Source organism: Streptomyces tuirus, from assembly GCF_014701095.1.
Classification (GTDB): domain Bacteria; phylum Actinomycetota; class Actinomycetes; order Streptomycetales; family Streptomycetaceae; genus Streptomyces; species Streptomyces tuirus.
The window spans coordinates 4,383,063-4,398,200 of sequence record NZ_AP023439.1 but is presented as its reverse complement, the minus strand read 5'-3'; the positions used below and the strand labels follow the sequence as shown (position 1 = coordinate 4,398,200).

Annotated in this window: 19 protein-coding genes; 10 read left to right on the top strand and 9 right to left on the bottom strand. The window is 65.1% G+C overall.

Going from position 1 to position 15,138, the window contains the following annotated elements; genetic code table 11:
* Positions 1-299 precede the first annotated feature (299 nt).
* The 4 genes from IGS69_RS20305 to IGS69_RS20290 all read left to right on the top strand — a co-directional run bounded on the left by IGS69_RS20305 (position 300) and on the right by IGS69_RS20290 (position 3,678).
* Positions 300-971 carry a hypothetical protein gene (locus IGS69_RS20305; RefSeq protein ID WP_190901861.1) on the top strand — a complete coding sequence of 224 codons (672 nt, stop codon included), beginning with the start codon at positions 300-302 and terminating at the stop codon, positions 969-971.
* A 224-nt stretch (positions 972-1,195) separates the two neighbouring features.
* Positions 1,196-1,858: a hypothetical protein gene (locus IGS69_RS20300; protein WP_190901859.1), complete on the top strand. Its 663-nt coding sequence runs from the start codon at positions 1,196-1,198 to the stop codon at positions 1,856-1,858.
* Positions 1,859-2,206: 348 nt separating this feature from the next.
* Positions 2,207-2,659: a magnesium transporter CorA family protein gene (locus IGS69_RS20295; protein ID WP_232543590.1), complete on the top strand. Its 453-nt coding sequence runs from the start codon at positions 2,207-2,209 to the stop codon at positions 2,657-2,659.
* Positions 2,647-3,678, top strand: coding sequence for a hypothetical protein (locus IGS69_RS20290; protein ID WP_385863313.1), 1,032 nt, complete (start codon positions 2,647-2,649; stop codon positions 3,676-3,678). The genes IGS69_RS20295 and IGS69_RS20290 overlap by 13 nt, the downstream gene beginning before the upstream one ends.
* A gap of 77 nt (positions 3,679-3,755) precedes the next feature.
* Here IGS69_RS20290 and IGS69_RS20285 read toward each other — a convergent pair whose 3' ends face one another.
* The 3 genes from IGS69_RS20285 to IGS69_RS20275 form a co-directional block, all read right to left on the bottom strand.
* A complete protein-coding gene (locus IGS69_RS20285; protein ID WP_232543781.1) occupies positions 3,756-4,325 on the bottom strand; it encodes a hypothetical protein in 570 nt (189 codons plus the stop codon).
* Positions 4,326-4,404: 79 nt separating this feature from the next.
* Entirely contained in the window at positions 4,405-5,040 is a 636-nt protein-coding gene (locus IGS69_RS20280) for a hypothetical protein (RefSeq protein WP_190901853.1), read from the bottom strand.
* A gap of 436 nt (positions 5,041-5,476) precedes the next feature.
* Entirely contained in the window at positions 5,477-6,139 is a 663-nt protein-coding gene (locus IGS69_RS20275; RefSeq protein ID WP_190901850.1) for a hypothetical protein, read from the bottom strand.
* A gap of 687 nt (positions 6,140-6,826) precedes the next feature.
* Here IGS69_RS20275 and IGS69_RS20270 point away from each other — a divergent pair.
* The 5 genes from IGS69_RS20270 to IGS69_RS20250 all read left to right on the top strand — a co-directional run bounded on the left by IGS69_RS20270 (position 6,827) and on the right by IGS69_RS20250 (position 10,242).
* On the top strand, positions 6,827-7,141 hold the full coding sequence (locus IGS69_RS20270; protein WP_190901848.1) for a hypothetical protein: 315 nt from the start codon (positions 6,827-6,829) through the stop codon (positions 7,139-7,141).
* A 3-nt stretch (positions 7,142-7,144) separates the two neighbouring features.
* Positions 7,145-8,446 (top strand): putative T7SS-secreted protein, encoded by a 1,302-nt coding sequence (locus IGS69_RS20265; RefSeq protein WP_190901846.1) that lies wholly within the window; start codon positions 7,145-7,147, stop codon positions 8,444-8,446.
* 118 nt (positions 8,447-8,564) lie between these two features.
* On the top strand, positions 8,565-8,912 hold the full coding sequence (locus tag IGS69_RS20260) for a hypothetical protein (protein WP_190901844.1): 348 nt from the start codon (positions 8,565-8,567) through the stop codon (positions 8,910-8,912).
* On the top strand, positions 8,909-9,592 hold the full coding sequence (locus tag IGS69_RS20255; RefSeq protein WP_190901842.1) for a hypothetical protein: 684 nt from the start codon (positions 8,909-8,911) through the stop codon (positions 9,590-9,592). Before IGS69_RS20260 ends, IGS69_RS20255 begins: the two co-directional genes overlap by 4 nt.
* Positions 9,589-10,242, top strand: coding sequence for a hypothetical protein (locus IGS69_RS20250; RefSeq protein ID WP_190901840.1), 654 nt, complete (start codon positions 9,589-9,591; stop codon positions 10,240-10,242). Before IGS69_RS20255 ends, IGS69_RS20250 begins: the two co-directional genes overlap by 4 nt.
* A 368-nt stretch (positions 10,243-10,610) precedes the next feature.
* Here IGS69_RS20250 and IGS69_RS20245 read toward each other — a convergent pair whose 3' ends face one another.
* From IGS69_RS20245 to IGS69_RS20225, 5 genes are all read right to left on the bottom strand, one after another.
* On the bottom strand, positions 10,611-10,970 hold the full coding sequence (locus IGS69_RS20245) for a hypothetical protein (RefSeq protein WP_232543589.1): 360 nt from the start codon (positions 10,968-10,970) through the stop codon (positions 10,611-10,613).
* A 62-nt stretch (positions 10,971-11,032) separates the two neighbouring features.
* Positions 11,033-11,701 (bottom strand): hypothetical protein, encoded by a 669-nt coding sequence (locus IGS69_RS20240; RefSeq protein ID WP_190901838.1) that lies wholly within the window; start codon positions 11,699-11,701, stop codon positions 11,033-11,035.
* Positions 11,682-12,275 carry a hypothetical protein gene (locus tag IGS69_RS20235; protein WP_190901836.1) on the bottom strand — a complete coding sequence of 198 codons (594 nt, stop codon included), beginning with the start codon at positions 12,273-12,275 and terminating at the stop codon, positions 11,682-11,684. The genes IGS69_RS20240 and IGS69_RS20235 overlap by 20 nt, the downstream gene beginning before the upstream one ends.
* Positions 12,276-12,306: 31 nt before the next feature.
* Positions 12,307-13,554 carry a putative T7SS-secreted protein gene (locus IGS69_RS20230; protein WP_190901834.1) on the bottom strand — a complete coding sequence of 416 codons (1,248 nt, stop codon included), beginning with the start codon at positions 13,552-13,554 and terminating at the stop codon, positions 12,307-12,309.
* Positions 13,551-13,862: a WXG100 family type VII secretion target gene (locus IGS69_RS20225; protein ID WP_190901832.1), complete on the bottom strand. Its 312-nt coding sequence runs from the start codon at positions 13,860-13,862 to the stop codon at positions 13,551-13,553. Before IGS69_RS20225 ends, IGS69_RS20230 begins: the two co-directional genes overlap by 4 nt.
* Positions 13,863-14,005: 143 nt before the next feature.
* Here IGS69_RS20225 and IGS69_RS20220 point away from each other — a divergent pair, with 143 nt between their 5' ends.
* A complete protein-coding gene (locus IGS69_RS20220) occupies positions 14,006-14,686 on the top strand; it encodes a hypothetical protein (RefSeq protein ID WP_190901830.1) in 681 nt (226 codons plus the stop codon).
* 105 nt (positions 14,687-14,791) lie between these two features.
* On the opposite strand, the gene IGS69_RS20215 is transcribed toward IGS69_RS20220, so the two are convergent.
* On the bottom strand, positions 14,792-15,094 hold the full coding sequence (locus tag IGS69_RS20215; RefSeq protein ID WP_030840100.1) for a WXG100 family type VII secretion target: 303 nt from the start codon (positions 15,092-15,094) through the stop codon (positions 14,792-14,794).
* Positions 15,095-15,138 lie beyond the last annotated feature (44 nt).

Here is a 15,138-nt window from a genome sequence, read left to right as displayed (position 1 = left end):
CTGGCCGACGAACACATCCACCCGGTTCCCTTCACCTCGGCTTATCCGCCGTGTGGTTGCCCGAGATGCAGGGCACCGCACTAGCGGAGCGGAACCCCCAGTTCCAGGCCCCGGACGCCGGACACCGCGACGCCGGGGCCGTCCCCTCTTCGGGCGCGATCAGGACCCAACCGGCGCCCTGAAGGCCCCAAACACTCAGGATTGCCCCTGTTCTTGCAGTAGTTCGCCGCGGTGAAACCAGGAACCCCACCTATACCGTCAGTGCTCTTGACGGAACTTCTGTATCACGGGGAGTCATTGTGAAGCGCCACCCATTGCCCGTTACTGCCGCACTGACGGCGACAGCAGCACTGCTGCTGACGGCCTGCGGTAGCGGGGATGACAAGTCCAGCGGCAACGACCGGAACGCCAGCGCCGACCAGGAGGTGAAAGCACCGAAGTGGTCCACGGAACCGCCGTCGGTCTCGGCGGAGGACAAGCCGGACGGCGTGGACGTGTCCCTGCCCAGCGACATAGACCTGGTCTTCGACTGGGACAAGCCGAAGGACAAGAACGAGGCTGCCGCGATGGAGGACGCCGCGAACTTCATCCGGGCCATCTACCGGGGCGTTGACCAACGCACGACCACGGACGCGGCATTGACCGCATACTCCACGGGCGATGGGCTGAAGTACGCGAGGACCCAGATCGACGTCAGACTCGAAGGTGATTGGACGGCGACCGGCACCCGGCGCCACTACCAGGAGACCACCCGGTCCGCCCCGAACGGCAACTCGGTGGAGGTCGCGTTCTGCGTGGACTCCAGTAGGTTCTACGGCAAGGACATCAGAACCAAGAAGGTCCGCAAGACCGAGCCGAGTATCACGGACTTCGACTACTTCAGGATCGTCATGGCCAAGCTCCCCACCGGAGAGGGTCTGTGGCAAGCGTCCAAGGTGTACGTCGAGGCAAGGGCGGCGCAGTGCCGGTGAACCGACCACACCGCAGACTTCTCGGCACCAGCACTCCGGACGACGCACACCGCAGCGTCCGGGACCCGTCCCCAGTCCGGGAACGGCCAAGACACAACCAGCCCGCGCGAGTCCCAAACGCACCAGTTACCCCGGCACGCGCGGAAGTTCGCTCTGGCGAACCCAACAACCTCACCGATACCTTCGGTGCTCTCGACTGAACTTCTGTCTTACGGAGAGTAACTGTGAAGCGCCGCCCATTGCCCGTTGCTGCCGCGTTGGCGGCGACGGCAACACTGCTGTTGACGGCCTGCGGTAGCGGAGACGGCAAGCCCGGCGACAACGACAAGACCGCAGGTGCCGGCCAGGCGGCGGAATCCCCGAAGGAGTCCGCGGATTCTTCGGCGGGGGACAAGCCGGACGGCGTGGACGTGTCCCTGCCCAGCGACATAGACCTGGTCTTCGACTGGGACAAGCCGAAGGACAAGAACGAGGCTGCCGCGATGGAGGACGCCGCGAACTACATCCGGGCCATCTACCGGGGTGTCGACAAGCGAACGACCAAGGATGCGGCCGTGACGGCCTACGCCACCGGTAATGGGCTGCACTACGCGCAGGTGCAGATCAACGAGTGGATCAAGGGTGGCTGGACCGCCACCGGAACACTGCGTCACTACGACACCACCACGCGCTCCGCTCCGAACGGCAATTCGGTGGAGGTGGGGTTCTGCGCGGACTCGGGCAAGTTCTTCGGCAGGGAAGTCAAGACCAAGAAGCTCCTCAAGACCAAGCCCAGCATCGAGGACTTCGACTACTTCAAGATCGTCATGGTCAAGTTCCCGACGAGCGAGGACCTGTGGCAGGCATCCAAGGTGTTCGTCGAGACGAAGGCAGCGAAGTGCCAGTGAACAGGTCACGGCGCACCGCACTCCAACCATCCCCATACACTCCAAATTGCCCCAGTTCTCACGGAAATTCGCACTGGTGAAACCAGGAACCTCACCGATACCGTCAGTGCTTTGGACTGTTCTTCTGTCTCACGGGGAGTCACTGTGAAGCGCCGCCCATTGCCCGTTGCTGCCGCACTCACGGCAACGGCAGCCCTCCTGCTGACGGCCTGCGGCAGCGGGGACGACAGCTCGAAGAGCAACGACAACATCGCAGGCGCCGATACAGGCAAGACGGAGCCATCGGCTTCACCGAGCGCCGGCGCATCCGGTCCCGCTGACAGGCCCAAGATCACGTTTCCCGACGGGGTGGAGAACAAGTTCGAGAGCTGGAAGACGGGTGACCCGACCAAGGACGCCGTGCTGTCCGACGTGACGCAGACGGTGAACGCGGTGGACGACGCGATCCTCCGCGGCGATTCGAACTCGGCGACACTCGCCTACTACCGCCAGGGCAAGGCACTCGTGAGCGCGCAGAAGTGGGTCCGGGCCTGGCTGGACGAGGACCTCACGTGGACAGGCTCCACGCGCTACTTCAACCCGAAGGTCAAGGTCGCGGACGGCGACACGGCCGCGGTTGCCTACTGCGCTGACGAGAGCAAGGCCTACAACAAGAACCGCAAAACCGGAACGGTGGACAAGTCGCCGTCCGACGAGAGCCCGTACGTCACGTACAGCACCCAGCTCAAGAAGAACACCAAGGGGGTCTGGCAGACCACGGAGGTGCTGTCGAAGCGAGGGGACAAGACGTGCGCGCCCTGACCCGTGGCATAACCACGCTGAGTGCTCTCCTCACGGCTGTCGGCATGACCGCCGGCACTGCAGCGGCGAAAGGCCCTGGCGCGTCCGAGGCCGAGGTCGATGCCAGCGGCAAGCGGTCCGGAAGCGACCTCGTCTCCATGATCAGGTACACAAGCACCGCCTCGGGCGATGGCCGCAAGGGCAATGTCACCCCTGTAGGCAACTGGACCCCGCCTGCATGTTGGTACGAACCGCGCTCCGCGCAGGAGTTCTCCAAGTACGTCGAGAATATGTACGACGAGACGATCAACACTCCGGGCCAGCACAGCTACGCCAAGACTTCGGCCGGTATGTTCCGCGACAAATACAAGGACGGAAAGTACAAGAACTACAACCTCGACCAGAAGGACGAGGGCAACTGGTGGGTCGCCGTCCGCGACGAGGACCGCTGGATGGAGCCCGAAGCCCAGCTCTGCGACAAGCCCCCCTTCTGGGTCGAGAACGGTGCTGCCCCACCCGTGGAGAACCCAGTCACTCCCCAAGTTCTCGCCGAACTCGCCTACAACCGCATCCAACTGCCGAACACCGAAGTAACCGTCGCCCCCGAGGCGACCACCAAGGTCAATCTCCCCACCTGGGCCTGGCTGGACAAAGCCAAGTTCAAAGAGGTCTCGGTCACCGCCGCGCTCAATGTGGGCGGCCTCAACATCCAAGCCACGACCACCGCAAAGCCGGTCTCTCTCAAGCTGGAACCCGGTACGCCCGACGCCGAGACCTATCCCACCTCCGGCGAGTGCACGATCAACGAGGACGGTTCAATCGGCGAGCCCTATGCCAAGGGCAAGGCCGACAGGACCCCGCCCTGCGGAATCAGGTACCTCCGCTCCTCCGGGGACGGCACCTTCAATCTCCAGGCCACCGTGACCTGGGAAATCACCTGGACGGGCACGGGCAACCCCAACCCGACACAACTTCCCAACGGCACCTTCGGCAACGACCAGGACGTGACCGTCCAGGAGATCCAGTCCGTCAACAGGTGACCTGGCGAAGAGGGGGACAGCGAGGGTGCGAGGTGCGGCGAGCGCCGATTCGACAGGGATAAGTACCCTTCACTCGCTCACTCCCCCACATGCTCCCGATCCCACCGACTCTGCCGCACACCACCCCACGTCCCCATCCCTACCGCGAGCACGAACAGGACGGCGAGGAGCCCGGCCTCCGAGCCGGTCTCCTCGTCGGTGGTCGGCCTGGCAACGCCTGCGGGGTCATACCGGACTCGCAGCTTGGAGCCCGCCGTCACCCACTCCCCGCATCCCTCGCCTTCCGAGAGCGCGGGCGAGATCTCGCGCCCGTCGGCTGTGCGCAGGTCGCAGAAGTCGGTCTTCCCGCTGTCGTCCTTCCGTACGACCACGGCGTCGCTCCATGTCCCCCGCTCTGCCAGGGCGGCCTGGTCACCGGCCTCCCCGCCGAACACTCCCAGCGCAACCCCGGCGACAACGGGGAAGAGGAACTGCCAGGCGACCTTCCGCCGCTTGCGCGGAACCCTCCGCAGCACCAGAACCGGCACGAGAACCGCAGCGAGCGGCAGCACGATCCAGGCGAGGAGCAGGGCCACCCCGCCCACTGGACTCGGCAACGGCACGACGGGCCCGAGCCAGGCGAGCCCGAGCGAACCGCCGGCACACATGACGCTCAACGCCGCCCACCGCACCAAGTCGAAGCGCCACCAGGCCCCTTGACCGCATCGCGATACCCGCACCGCGGTCTCAGACATGGTCTCCGCCGGTCGAACGGTTCACTGCCTGGGCTTCCTTGACCGTCACATCTTGCTCGAACGTGGACAGCCCGTCCGGCAGCCCCGGCTGCCGCGCTGGACCGTCCGGGTCGACCGAGTCGGTCCAGGTCACCTTCCAGGTGATCGACGCCTTGAAAGGGTAAGTAGCATTGCCGGACGCCCGGAGATACGTGACGTTGCAGCCGGCACCCTCACTGTCGGCCGTGTAGCCACCCTTGCCCTTGACCAGGTCATACGTGCAGCTCTGCGGGTCCGCGTCGGCGGTACCCGCTTCGACCTTGAGCGCCACCGGCGTGGCCACGGTGGTGGCGGCGAGCTGGACGCCCTTGTAGTCAAGGCTGGCCGTCGTCCACACGCGGTCGAGATCGCCCTTGAACGCGACCCGCGTACCGAGGTTCACGAGCAGCCGGTCCGCGCGGGGCTGCAACTCCACTGGCGGACTGGGCAACTTGGTCGAGTTGAAGGCCAGTTCGGAGAGGATCTCGGGGGTCACCTTGTTCGGGTCCGGCTGCGGGTCGGCGGGCGGGACCCAGATCTCCCAGTTGTCCGTGGTGACGGGGCAGGCCTTGCTGAAATTGTCGTCGCGGAACTGGACCTGCCACACCACAGGCCCTTATCGCCCTTGTGGTACTTCTCCTTGCCTCGCTTACGCGCGTAACTCGCGGCAGGTTCCCCCGCGTCTCCATAGGCGTCCTTGATGAACGTCTCGTACTCCTCCGGCGTGTACATGGGCTCGTACCAGCACACGGGCGGTTCCCAGTTGGTGTCGGCGGAGGTGGCGGACGCGGTGGCGCCGCTCGAGGCCGGGGTGCTCTGGTTGATGCGGATGTGGGCACCGATGGAACCTTTGCCGGACTTGGCGCCGGCATCGGTGCCGACGCCCGACTCGGCACCCGGCTGGTCGGTCTCAGTGGTGCCGCTGTCACCGCTGACCTGGCCGTCACCCGCGTACGCCGGGGAGCCGAGGCACAACGTCACTAGGAGCCCTGCGGCGGCGGCCGCGCGGAGAATCGGACGACGATCCTGCCGAACCGCCCGTGCCCCTACCCCTGAACGCACGACGCGTCCCCCTTCTTCCAGCTCTGCTTCTGTACCTGCCAGTCACCCCGCGCGTCCCTGGCGGCCTGAAGGGTGTACAGGATGAAGTCCTTGTCGCTCGGCTGGGTGCGCAGCACCTTCTTCGTGCTGATTTCCTTGCTATACCCCTTGCTCTGGTCCTCGCAGTAACGGACCGCCGCGGTCTTGCCGTTCGTCACGTCCGTGACCTCGAAGCCAAAATATCGGTAGTCACCACTGACGGTGAGCCCGTCCTCCTTGACCGCCGCGATCCGATCGGTCCAGTAGGTAAGGGCCGAGGCCGCAAAATAGCGGTTCATGTTCGCCGTCCGACCACTGCCCTTACCGAAAGCCTCCAGGCGTGCCTGAGCCGAGTACGCCACGTCTCGCAGGATCGCGTCCTTCGTAGCGTCTCCGCTCTGCTCGTTCTCGACCACAGCCTTGACATCCGACGGGAGGTCGAACGTCGGCGCGCCCTCCTCCGGCACAACGGATGCGGACGACGACGGCGACTCCTTACCTCCCCCACCAGCTCCTACGATCTCGTCGCTACTCGATCCGTCGTCCGAATCGCTGCTGCAACCAGCCGCAGAGAAAGTGACAGCAGCAAGGAGGCAGGCCGCAGCCACCCTCCGGCGGGTAGTCAGCATGGCGCTCGTCCTCAGAGGCAGATGGTCGGCGTGACAACGGATGATCCCATGGGGCGCAGCCGTTCACCGAAACGCCTATCAGGACCGGTACGGTCGTGTGATCCGTGCGGAGACCCCTTCACATGGAGGATCGCCCGCGTCACCGAACCTTCACCAGCTTCACGTCTCGAAGAAGATGACGCGCCGCCTATGCACACCCCCAACTCCACCCGCAAGCACAGGAATCACCCCCTTCACCGAGAGGCTCTGCCCGACAGACCGCGGAACCCAACAGATACCGTCGGCGTACCTGGCACACCGTTCTCGCTCTCGGGGTGAGTCACTTGATACGCCGTCTGCAGTTCCGCCCGCCACCGCGTCCGCCACAGGCTCTCCGTTACGGCTCACGCCACGGACCGTTCGGCCAGACGCTCGGCGCCACCGCCTGGGCGTGCACGACCGCCGACCGCTGACCGATTACAGGCGCGGTCCGCCACTGGCAGGTCACGGACCTGCGACGACCGGTGTCGGCCGTGACCGGCGGCGGTGCTGCCCGATCCGGCCCCGCACATCATTGGGTGCCCACATTCACGAGCAAGGCCCAGGGACTGCGCCCTGACGAGCGGGGAGGCGTTTGCGGTGACTGTGCCAGCGGGTTGAACCCGCACAAGAGTATTTTTGACGACGCACGTACAGATGGAGGGACCCATGGGGGAGCACGACCGCCTGGTGGTCGACTACAAACTTCTGGAGTCTTCGAAGACAAATCTCAGGGACATCAAAAGAGCCCTCAAAGGCATCGATAAGCATCGTTCCGACATTCATGACATCTGGGGCCATGAGAGCATCTCCGGAAAGATGAACGAGTTCGTCAGCAACTGGGACAACTATCGACGTGAACTCCTCGAAAACGTCGAGGACTTGGGCAAGCAAGTAGAGACCTCACTCAAGAGCTTCGAAAAGCTGGACCTCGACCTCAAGAAGGCGAGCGAGAAAAAGCACAGCCAGAACGGGGGAAACTGACCGATGGGCACAGGTAAGGGAAAACGCCGACCGGTCGACTGGCATCCGCTGGCGGAGAAGGACCCGATCCCCGGCGATCCGGAGGACATCCGAGACGAGGTCCGCAGAATGAAGGACCTCGCCTCGACCCTCCGCGACCAGGCCGGCATCCTACGCAAGGCCGCTGACGGCGACGCCCTGCAGGGCAAGTACGCCGACAAGATCCGCGAGAAGTCCGGCGACCTTGAGAAGCGCTTCCGCGAGACAGCGGGTCGCTACGAACGCGTGGTGGGCGACCTCGGCAGTTGGGCCAACGAGCTGGAGGGCTTCCAGGAGCGGGCCGACGGCGTCCTCCGAGCCGCGAAGCAGGCTGACGAGGAACACGCTGCCGAGGTGAAGAAGAAGGAAGCCGAGGCCAAGAAGGACGGCAAAGACGGCGACAACAAGTCGTCGGAGGAGTCCGATCCCAACAGCCACCTGGCGTCGTACCACAAGCAGCTCAACCAGGTCATCTCCGACCGCAACTCCCGTGCCCAGTACTACGCCAAGAACATCGGCGCTGACATCTCGGATGTCATCAAGGACAGCAAGTGGGAGAACTTCAAGGACTGGGTGCACGAGCACGCGGATACCATCAAGAGCGTCATCGAAGTACTGAGTTGGGCCGCGACCATCATCGGGGTCATCGCCCTCCTCTTCACACCGGTCGGCTGGCTGGCGACTCTCATCACGGTAACCACCCTCAGTCTCACGGCACTTGTCGGCGTCGGGCACACGTTGCTCGCCCTCTCCGGTGACGGGAACTGGGCGGACGTCGCCATGGACGTCTTCGCGCTGGCGACGCTGGGATTCGGCAGCATCGCGATGAAGGGTGTGAAGGCGGCAGCGACGACGCTCAAGACCGCCAGTAGGGCGGGGCGGTTCCAGCGCTACACGAATCTGCGCAAGCTGCTCGACAAGAACGTCATGCGATACGGTGCCGACTCGGCCCGCGGCGCGAAAGCAGTGCGCGCGAAGGATGCGCTGCGTCAGATCGGGGCGAAGGAAACGCGACCCGGGACGACCCGGCTGGACCGCCTGCTGAGCGGCGAGGGGGAGGTCGCCAGCGCCTCCAAGTTCGCCAAGGCGATGCGGGCCGAGTTCGGCGGGAATGCCAGCGTGCGGGCGGCGGCCGATGCAACTGACAAAGCCGTAAGGAATTTTCGCTTGAACTACGGAGCAGCTACCTTCGTAGATCTCGGCGACAAGGCCGGAGAAAAGCTTGGCGGGGACGCTTATGGAGATGCCAAGGATGTTCTGACACGTGAAGTAGGGAGTCGCTGGTGACTCCTGCGCTAGGTTCGACCCGCAGAGACCGCACACAACAAGATGTGAAGCAAGTTTCCTTTTGGAGTGGGAGATAGTGGCAACAGTACCGGCGAAAAGCCCGGAAGAGTCTCGGGCCATGAAATTCCTTGCCGCGTTCACCTTGGTGCCGATCCTATGCTTCGCCTTCCAGGACCTTGGAAGCAAGTATGGAGGGGTGGACTGGCTCACCAAAGGTTACGCAGCTTGGCCGATGATGGTGGCACCCGTCTTGATGCTGCTCCTGTTCATCAACAATCGGGAGCTGATCCGCGACCCGAGGAGGGGTGCCAACTTCTCCCAGGTGATCAAGATTGTCTCCTGCCTCTTCCTGCTCCCGAACGTATTCGCGGCCCTCGGCTACAGCTGGCTCGCCGTGATCTCGGTGCTCTCCTCCCTCACGATCCTGGTGGCCGACCGGCAGCTCAAGAAGCAGGCAGGCGCGTGAGTACGTCCGATCTGGAGCAACAGCCATCCCCCGTCAAGCTGGCCGCTCCCCGCGGCTATGAGCTCGTCCTGCCGCCCGGTTGGGTTCGCATCCCCCTGCGCGAGGGCACCAAGGAAGCGCTCGAGAATGTCCTCTTCTCACACATGGGGCAAGTCCCGGAAGGCATTCCCCGGGACGAGGCGATGCGCTTCCGACTGGACATGCGTCGCCAGATGGAGAAGCAGGCCCGTGCAGCCAGGAGAAACGGCGGCCTTGACCTTTACCTTCCGGTGCTCCCACGCGGGGGCATCTTCCTCATGGCCTCTTTCATCGTTGCCGAGATGCCGATCGGCCAAGACCATGCGGTTCCTCCACAGGCAGTGATCGCTCAACTGGCCGACGAAGGCGTCCCCGACGGAACGGCGACGGAGGTCGAGGTGGCAGGGGCTCCCGCGCTCCGCCGCGCCTACCGTTCCGCCCCTGCCGAGGAGGAGCTGAGTTCCGCCCCCGAAGCCGTACGGCAGACCGCCCTGCCGACGCGGCGGGTCGAGTATGTGCTCCCCGTGGCCGACGGTCCCGGTCGCTGGATCAGCATCAGCTTCTCCACACCAGGTGACGGCGATCTGGAAAGTGAGTTCACCGGCGTGCTGGTCGAGTTGTTCGACGCGGTGGTCGGCACGTTCAGATGGAGTTATGAGTGAGCTGGCTCAACGTCAAGCACGTTATGGATCTGGCCCCCTGGATCCGCATCCCGCTCATGTGGCCGGAGCCTGGCCTTGAGGACGTCGAGGAGGCACAGACGCCTGAGGCGTGGGCACGCTACTTCGCCGAGGGTCTCTGGGCGGATTTTTCGTCGGAGAAGCCAGAGCCGGGCGAAGTCGACCTGCTGACCAACATCCTGTTGATGTACGCCCTCAGGGCCCCCGCGGCCTTTCCGGACTTCGAGGTCTTCCTCCATCTCCCGCACCCTCGGGAGATCCCGCTTCCGGCGTATGTCGATCTGGTGCAGATCGAGGAGGGCGAAGACCGGGAAACGGCATTGCGGGAGCTCACCCATGCCGATGCGAGTTACACCGTCGAGCCCCCCATCGTCGAGGACTTCGACTCTCCGCACCTGGGAGCCGGCTTGCGGGTGCTGCGCTACTACCAGGACGACGACAGCAACGAGGTGCACGTCGGACTCCGTTACGCCTGGCGCTACGAGAAGGGCGAGGAAGCCGCGGACGTCCTGATCATCCTGGCCGATCCCGACGCCGGCAGGATCCTCCGGGCTCTCGACGATGTCGACGAATTCGCCCGCACCATCCGGATCAGCCCGGATGAGGAAGCCGATACCTGGAAGTCCTCATGACCTCCGCGTGCCAGGCGGATCCCACCCGAGACGCCGGGGGCGCGGCGCAGCCCTCCGCCGCCCCTGGCGCGGTGACAGCACCGAGGACTCCACCGAATGCCCCAGGTCCTCCGGACAGCTCCACGGGCGTCGGGACGGTCCCGCAACGAACCGCTTCCACAGACCCATGAGCAGCAGGACCACGCCCGCGCCGGCCACCAGGCAGAGACTCACTCCGGCGATTCCAAAGCCGTCGCGCCTCGTCGTCCTTCCGAAGTCTGCAGGCGGCCCCTTACGTCACTCCACCCACCGCAACGACCCCGCGATGGCGTCGCACAAGCGCTCCATCGGACCGGCCATCCCGGTGAGCGGAGACGAGAAGGAGAGCGTCAGGTAGCCGGCCCCGCCGTAAGGTCCACCACCGACACCTGTCGCCGCCCTGCCCCTTCAGGCTCTCGCAGTTCGAGCCACGCCGCGTACTCCTCCGGGTCGGCGGGGGTATCGCCCAGAGGCAGCAGGGACACCAGGAGCGAGGCGGGGAGGCCGCCGTCCCGGGAGGTCGTCAGGAGGAAGAACTCCATGGCCCCGCGTGCCCGGCCGGCCTCCGCGGTATTGCGCAGGGTGGTCCAGACGTCCCGCTTGAGTTCCGCGGGAACGGTCCGGCCCTCCGACTGGCGGTCGACGAACGTCTTGAGCTGGGAGCGCCAGCGGTCCCGCATGAGGTCGACACGGAACCACTCGCGCGGCACCAGCAGTTTGTAGTCACTGGGTACTCCCGTCGCCGGTGAGGTATCGCCTGCTGCCGCTTCCTTCACCCCGGCATCACCAGCGGAGCTCCGTCGTTGTCGAAGAGGCGGACGCTCTTCACGATGCCGGCGAACATGGCGGAGAAGACGTCCCACCCTTCGACGGTCGGCGTGCCCATCTCGAGCAGGAGCACGGTCCCGTTGTTCAGGGGGATCTGGGCCTGTATGAACGACGTCCAGATCGGCTCGTCCCGGCCCGACTGCGTCAGAGTGCCGTCGATGTGGGAGGACCGGCTGCCCACGCACGTCACCGCGGGGCCGCAGGGCAGCTGCACTTCGCCGATCTCTCCGAGCTCCAGGTGCCGCATCGTGGTCGCGATGAAGCCCGCCGGATTGGCGCCGGCTCGCTCGTCGAGGTCCAGGAGGCTGACGTTCACCGTGGCGGTGCAGCGGACGCCGTCGACCTCCGTGGTGACGAAGCCGGCGTACTGCACCCCCGACTCGATGAACTCGTCGTAGTGCGCCGCGCACATCGCGGCGTACTGCACCTGCACTTCCTCGTCGGCACCGGGCAACGCCTGCTTGGCCAGCTCGATCAGTTGCTCGGCCAGCTCATCCAGGTCGTCCGCCTCGAAGGGCAGCTCGAGGAAACCCTCCGGCATGATCCAGCGGACCTCTATGCCACCGGCCTCCGTGAGGCTGCGCCGGGCTTCGTCAACGGTCTCCGTGGTCATCTGCCTTCTTGCTCCCGGACTGTTCGCGGTCGTCCACCTCAGGGCGAAAGGTCGCCGCGAAGGGGTAGGGCCCGTAGTGCGGATAGTGGGCGGGGATGTCCGCCCCTCCCCGTCGAGCGATGTGGGCGATCTTCCGGTAGGCCGCCGCCCGGGCCCGCAGGTTCTGCCGGACCGGGTCGCCCCAGTGCGACATCGCGCCGCGCACGAAGAAGAAGAGCTGAGTCACCACGACGGTGATGGCGACCGCCAGATAGGCGTTGCGGGGAGCTGCGGTCTCCCAGTACTGCGCCACACCGGCCCAATAGAGCACGGCCCCGAAGCCCACGAGAGCCAAGGGCACGCCATGCGCAAAGCCCGCCTTGAACATGTCCTCTTCGTCGCCATGGCGTCGGTGCAGCATGGTCAGCACGGCCCGGTCGTCGAGGAAGTCGAACCGCAGCTCCTGCCCTGCCTGCTCCGCGGCTCGATTCGCCTCGGGTACGGCAGCGATCACCGAACCGCTGACCAGGGTGGCGACATCGCCACCCCGCCGCCCGATGAACTCCCGTTCCTTGAGCTCGTCATCGTCGTTCACAGCATCTGCCCTCCTGGACAATCTCCGCGGCCTACGCCGCCAGAGCCGTGTTGAACGCCTTGGGCGAGACGCTCGGGGCGGGGCCGGGTGAGGGAGACGGCATGGGAGTGGGCTTGGCCGTCTCCGGCTCCTGGTATCCGGTGCGCTCGCCGTTCTCGCCGCCGATCATTCTGTGCAAGGCGCTCGCGAGGCCGGTGCCCTTGATGACAGCCGTGACCTTCCTGCCGTCGACGAGCTCGTTGCGCGCCACCCTGCCCAGGACCTTGTTGGTCAACGTGACACCGACACCGTTCAAGAAGGCGTGTCCGATTCCGTCCATCGCGGCCATGCCACGGAACGACCCGATGGTCTTCAGCGATCCGAATGCCTTGATTTTCGCCAGCCCCTTGAGCCCGGTCAGGGCCCTGAACCCCTTCAGCGCACCCAATCCGGGCAGGATTCCCAGCGCGTCGGCACCCAGCTTCAGCCAGTCGACCTTCCCTCCGCGCACCGACATGTCGTACGCGTGACCGGCGAGGGCGGCAGCGCTGGACAGCACGGCGAGGGTGGCGAAAATGGGAGTCAGGAACTGCAGCGGCGGCACGAAGGCGCAGATGACCGCGAGCACGGACAGCACTGCCGAGATATTCGACAGCATATCCGCCCAGTCGGCCAGGAAGTTCATGAATCCGCCCGGGTCCCGAACGTCATCGTGATGCACGACGTTCTTGATGTGACGAGCGGCCTTGTCCCCCGCATCGTCATAGATTTCCCTGGCGTCCTTCACATCTTTCCGGGCACCGCCGATGCGCAGCAGCGCCTCTGAGCGCTTTTTGACCCAGCGGTCGTAGTCGTCCTTCTCTGCCGCCGGTATGTTGTGCGTCGGGTACTTGTCGTCGTACTTCTGCACTTCACGATCCGCGAGATCGTGGTCACTCTTGGCTTCGCGATAGTCGCTCAGCGCCTTGTCGGCTTTGCGCTGCGCACGGCGCATCTCGCTGGCGAACTGGTCCGAGCTCCCTTCGCGCACGTCCTCGCCGATGGCTTTGGCCGCCTCGTCGTAGCGCTCGAAGGACTTCTTCAGCTTGTCCGCCGTGCCACCGGCCAACTCGTGGAAGCCTTTACCGGCCTCGCTGTCCCAGCCCTCCACGGACGCGAGTGCCTTGATGACGCGCGACTGCTCGTCGATCATGTCCGCCATCTTGCGCAACTTGCGCCCCAGTTCGGCCACTTCCTCCGGGTCGCCCGGCGTCGGGTCGTCATGCCACAGAGGGGGCCAGTCGGAGTCCGTCCTGCTCACTTCTTCCCCTTGCTCTCCGCCTTGGCGTCCCGGATGGCCTGTGCCAGCTTCTGGTCGACCTCGTCATACGCCTTGGCGGCGGTGGAGGTGAACTCAGCCAGCTGCTCGAGCTCCTTCATCAGTTTCTTCCGAGTTTTCTTCCAGGTGTCCCCGAAATCGGAGAAGGCATCCTTCAGACCTCCATGCCCGACAGCCCGGCCGTACTCGTCCGCAGGGTTGCCGTGCCGCTCGAACTCGCCGTGAATCTTGGTGAGATCGCGCGAGCATCGTTTGATGGCGGCAAGGTCCGCCTTGATGTGGTCCCCCATGAGCACTTCTCTTTCTGGTTGTTCTCGGTGAAATCAGATGAGCGCGGGCACAGTCCGAACGATCGTCACCCCTGTCCGCGCCCCGGCACCGGATACGCTCTCGGTATACGGGGCCGTTCCGCGTGGACAAGGAGAGTCGTGACGTGACATCCAGGAGCAAGCAGCGTGTGATATCCGAGCGTCTGGGCATTCACTCCGAAGCAGGGGAATGGTGCACGATCGACAAGATCCCGCAGCCCCCCGCGGAGGTGCTTCAGGCTGCCGGCTCTCCTCGCCTTCGGCCTGGAAGGCTGCGTCCTCTGGGCATGGTCGGCGCGGTGCTCGCAGTACCGTTCATGCCTCTCCTCATGTTGCTGACCCTTCTGTCCAACATGGAAGAAGCGTTCAAGCGGGCTCTCGCCACGAAGGGCGAGAAGGAGCGACTGCGAGCCGCGGACGAGGACGACAGACGTCGGGACGCCATCATCGCCGAACAGGGACTCGACCGGGTGTTCGACGGCAACTGGCAAGGCTCCGCCGGGCAGTTCCTGCTGCAGTGGTACAGCCACTCCACTCACCATCAGCGTCTGGTGCTCGCCACCGAGGACGGGATCCTGCTGGCGGCCCCACCGCAACGGGTCACCGTCGGAAGGGAGAAAGCCATGCAGATCGTCGCCCGGCTCCCCGCCGGCGAAGCACTCCTCGTCGACCCGTTTTCCGGAGCGTACGAAACCCGGATGCTGCTGCTCCGCTTCCGCGACGGATCCTGGCTGCGCGTCGACACGGAGGAGCTCCGCAGCGACCTGCACACCTACCTGCTCCGGCAGCCTCTCCCGGACAACTGACGAACCCCGTCCGGTCGGCGACCGGCCGGGGGCCGGCAGCATCTCGCTCCCGGCACCCGACAAGCCCCTGAGCCCCGGGCTCTACGGGCTCCGAAGCCCTGAGCCCTACTTGCTCCGAGCCTGCTTCGCCAGCTCGTCGTCGATCTGCTCGAACTTGTCCGCGGCCATGGTCAGGTAGTCACCCATGCCGTCGAGACCGTCCAGCGTGTCCTTCATGCCGCGCACGAACTCGTCGAAGTTCTCGTCGAACGCCTTCGACGAGCTCTTCGTGACGTAGCCGCCCTGCACAAGGTTGTTGATGTACTTCTTGAGGCCCTCGAGCTTCTCCTGGAGCTTTTCCTTCTCCTTCACGACATGCTTGGCTGCATCCCGCATGTCCTGATATGTGACATCAAGGTCCTTGGCCATGAAGCCGCTCCCTCTCGCAACGCCGCAGGGCCAACCCCCGTGGC

What these genes read in the sequence shown, in the direction of transcription:
- IGS69_RS20270 (WP_190901848.1), top strand. Translation starts at nt 6,827, where the DNA reads ATGGGGGAGCACGACCGCCTGGTGGTCGACTACAAACTTCTGGAGTCT.
- IGS69_RS20240 (WP_190901838.1), bottom strand. Translation starts at nt 11,701, where the DNA reads ATGACCACGGAGACCGTTGACGAAGCCCGGCGCAGCCTCACGGAGGCC.
- IGS69_RS20275 (WP_190901850.1), bottom strand. Translation starts at nt 6,139, where the DNA reads ATGCTGACTACCCGCCGGAGGGTGGCTGCGGCCTGCCTCCTTGCTGCT.
- IGS69_RS20225 (WP_190901832.1), bottom strand. Translation starts at nt 13,862, where the DNA reads ATGGGGGACCACATCAAGGCGGACCTTGCCGCCATCAAACGATGCTCG.
- IGS69_RS20260 (WP_190901844.1), top strand. Translation starts at nt 8,565, where the DNA reads ATGAAATTCCTTGCCGCGTTCACCTTGGTGCCGATCCTATGCTTCGCC.
- IGS69_RS20265 (WP_190901846.1), top strand. Translation starts at nt 7,145, where the DNA reads ATGGGCACAGGTAAGGGAAAACGCCGACCGGTCGACTGGCATCCGCTG.
- IGS69_RS20215 (WP_030840100.1), bottom strand. Translation starts at nt 15,094, where the DNA reads ATGGCCAAGGACCTTGATGTCACATATCAGGACATGCGGGATGCAGCC.
- IGS69_RS20285 (WP_232543781.1), bottom strand. Translation starts at nt 4,325, where the DNA reads ATGTGTGCCGGCGGTTCGCTCGGGCTCGCCTGGCTCGGGCCCGTCGTG.